At 44.0% G+C, this 3,146-nt stretch carries 3 protein-coding genes; all 3 read right to left on the reverse strand.

Annotation, left to right across the window (positions count from 1 at the left end; all coding sequences use genetic code 11):
• Positions 1–465: 465 nt before the first annotated feature.
• The 3 genes from AC13D2_RS00190 to AC13D2_RS00200 all read right to left on the reverse strand — a co-directional run bounded on the left by AC13D2_RS00190 (position 466) and on the right by AC13D2_RS00200 (position 2,848).
• On the reverse strand, positions 466–1,170 hold the full coding sequence (locus AC13D2_RS00190) for a hypothetical protein (protein ID WP_482938021.1): 705 nt from the start codon (positions 1,168–1,170) through the stop codon (positions 466–468).
• 308 nt (positions 1,171–1,478) lie between these two features.
• Entirely contained in the window at positions 1,479–2,198 is a 720-nt protein-coding gene (locus AC13D2_RS00195; RefSeq protein WP_482938022.1) for a hypothetical protein, read from the reverse strand.
• An 83-nt stretch (positions 2,199–2,281) separates the two neighbouring features.
• Positions 2,282–2,848 carry a hypothetical protein gene (locus tag AC13D2_RS00200; RefSeq protein ID WP_482938023.1) on the reverse strand — a complete coding sequence of 189 codons (567 nt, stop codon included), beginning with the start codon at positions 2,846–2,848 and terminating at the stop codon, positions 2,282–2,284.
• Positions 2,849–3,146 lie beyond the last annotated feature (298 nt).

Consider the following 3,146-nt stretch of genomic DNA (forward strand, 5'->3'; position numbering starts at 1 on the left):
ATGCAATACATGAATTTCCACAAGTGTCTCCTGAGTCAACATCGGCCGCCGCCCTGATCATGGTATTAGGCGGCCATTTTGCCCCAGGTGGGTCAATTTTAAGTCGGCGCTAGTGGGTCAGTATTACTCCGGCGGTGACAGCACTCCACGCGGTGAATGTCTGAAGCAGTCCGGTGTAACCATTTTCTGTTTCTTCTGTGTAAGTATCCAGGCTCACGCCGGTAAGAGACCTAGCAAATCGGAACCGGGCTCCAAATCGGTAAACATCTGGCCAAGAACCCTGAAAGCCAAATCTCGAAGGGTGCTCCCCGCCCTGCATTCTTTCGACGCAGCGATCCCATTTAGTGATCGAATTCGGTGTTCCTGCGTTGGCATCAAAAGCCATGTTTTCTCCCTAAAGTTTCAAGTTAAGCAGCGCGGCGTTATAGATGCGCGTCTATTGAAGTGGGGGAAGTCCACCGCGTACTACAGCGACTGGTTAGCCCCTGTCGCGATCGTAGCGTTCACATTTGCAATCAATTCATCGGCAACGTTTTTTACCTCAGGTAGAACCTCTCGGCTACCATCGAGGATTTCTTGAGTCTGTTTCTTTGTTTTCTTACCTAGGAATTCTGAGACAGCTTCAATAGGCTCCTCTAAAGCCGGAAGCATGGCGTTCTCCATTACTTCTAGGTTTTTCAGAGCTAAAGAGTGGGTGATTTCACTAGAGCCAAAAGTGACCGAAGCCCCGTTCACAAAAAGGCCGACGATATCCTTTGACCTTAAGACATAGGCAGAAAGCGGAGAGTAGGCTGACAGAGTATTGACGGCTTCAGCGTAGCGCGTAGAGACGCCAGGGTCCCAGAGCAAACCGTCTGGTAGAGCTTGAACTATTTCGTCAAGATATTCTCGCGGGACATTTACCTCGGTTCCGAGCCGTCGAAGTAGATAGATGGCTCCTTTAAATCGATGCCGAATTTCTAATAATTCGGCTAGTGCGCGACTGAATGCCTTTCTTTTTTCATTCCGCCTGTCGAAAAAGCCATTAGCTTGCCCCACCAAAAAACCCGCAATCGCGCTCACTAGCAGTAAGAGAGCTTTTCCGACTTCGATTAAATCCAAATGTTCTTCTCCTTGTCTAACAGCAATTAGGCAGAACGCTTTACCATTGCACAAATCTGCCTGCGTCATTATTACTGACTTTGAGCCATCAACCGCGCTGCACATAAATCGATAAAACAATAGCTTAGCTGAGCATGGCTATATCTGCCATGTAATCATTCAGCGTCTGAAATTTGCTCCGCCAATCACACTGGATGAAATGGCTGTGATTGGCCTGGGGGCTCTGAAGGAAAGCCCTGACTCGAATGTTCGCTTTTGTTTTGGTGCTCCTGGGTAGTGAAGTGAACATTTAAGTTAGGCAATAACGCTGCATCCAGGGTGCAGATCTGCAATGAAACCGAAGCCGCGACGGACATCTGTCCCTGTGCTTGGCGTTCTTAGCCATTTTCTTGACCAATAAACTTCTCAAGATATATTTGTATAACTTCCCGCTTTAAGACATACCCCATCAGTGATGTGGCCGTTCCTCTTAACAAAATCCCTTCAAACTTATAAAAAAACCGTCCATCGCCATTTGGCGTAAGAGAGAAAACGCCACCTCCACTCATACCGCTAAAGCTATTAAGCCCTGCACTTCCGTCGAACTTTATCTGATCAATGCCCAGGTAACATTCTCTGCTATGGAGCTTCCCAGAGACAGCAAATCGTTGGTTTTTTATTACCTTTTTATCGAAATTTATTTCCTGAAGCTCATCCGGAAATCCATGCACTATATACTTGGTTTCCCCGGTACTAGAAACATAATAATTTTCACTAAAATTGATAATCGTATCTAGGTCCAACTTATCTTCTTCTATGTCTTCGCGAGGAATTTCGATGAAGAACACATCTTTATGATCTGTGTCCTCATTTTCTGAGGTTTCAACGCTAAAAACTTCCTTCATTGGAAAGAAAAGATTAGATACTGACGAGTGAGGAACCATAAACTGCTTCGGCTCGTACCCATCACCCTGGTTATTATGAAGCGCGGTAATTGCGAAATATCGTGACGCGTATTCAATCACGACGCATGAGCCTAGAGAGTTATGCTCATACCCTTCGTATTCGTTGTCGAATATTAAGGGTCGCACAATATTTGCCAAAGCTTTAACTTTCATATCTCACTTCACCACTTCTGGCTACCGCTTTTTCTAAAGCTCGGTTTATGCGCAGCTTAGAGCTGCTTGTTGGCTTTAAGTAGCTATTTTTCACCACGGAATTTTACTTTTGGGGTAAAATCCTTACCCGCATAATTTTGTCTGGTTTCCTTACCTAAAGCCGTTGGCCTTTTTGGCTCATCTGGAACATCGCCTTGTAGCTCAACACCTGATTCCAATGCCTTCATGGCCACAAAGCCTCTTAATATATTTTCTCTGTAGGTGTAGAGTCCCTTGCGTTCAGCTACATGCTCTAAAATTTGGCCGTACTCTTTTTTTCTTAAATTTGAAAGTCGCGTAGTAAACTTATTCCTAGGTAACGGTCGATCTTCTTCTGTAGGATTATTCCCGTAAAGCTGTTGATTTATCCTCAAATATGAAGCATACATACCGTCAATATAGCGAATCGTATTTTCTGAATCAGCTGTTGCCCACAATATTTCTTTATAGTCATTAGTTCTGTGCAGTGATGCTGCATCATATGGCATTTGAAGATGAGCGATTATACTGTTAATTGCCTTTTCTAACGCCTCATCAAATAAATCGAATCCAATTTTTTTTATTATCTGACCATGATCAAATGCACACCACAGAACCTTTTCAGTAATCAAATGAACAAAGTATGGAAAGCCATTGCTGATTTTTGCAATTTTATAGACAGTCTCTGGATCTATCTCTATATCAAAAGAGTGAACCGCTTCTTTAACAATCTCTTCTCTTCCTGACCAATTTAAACGCTCTAAACCAATAGTGTGAAGTTGCCTGAAACTAGTGTTCCGTCTGGTTAATTCCTAAGCGGAAATGTGCTACAATTCGAGCTATTGTTCACGAGCTCGGAGACTCTGTTTTGGCCCGGAAACCAGCACCCTTTAATCTTACGGTAAACGATCAACTGGAGCTGGAAAGCTG

Source organism: Marinobacter sp. B-12 (assembly GCF_056857915.1).

What these genes read in the sequence shown, in the direction of transcription:
- AC13D2_RS00190 (WP_482938021.1), bottom strand. Translation starts at nt 1,170, where the DNA reads ATGACGCAGGCAGATTTGTGCAATGGTAAAGCGTTCTGCCTAATTGCT.
- AC13D2_RS00195 (WP_482938022.1), bottom strand. Translation starts at nt 2,198, where the DNA reads ATGAAAGTTAAAGCTTTGGCAAATATTGTGCGACCCTTAATATTCGAC.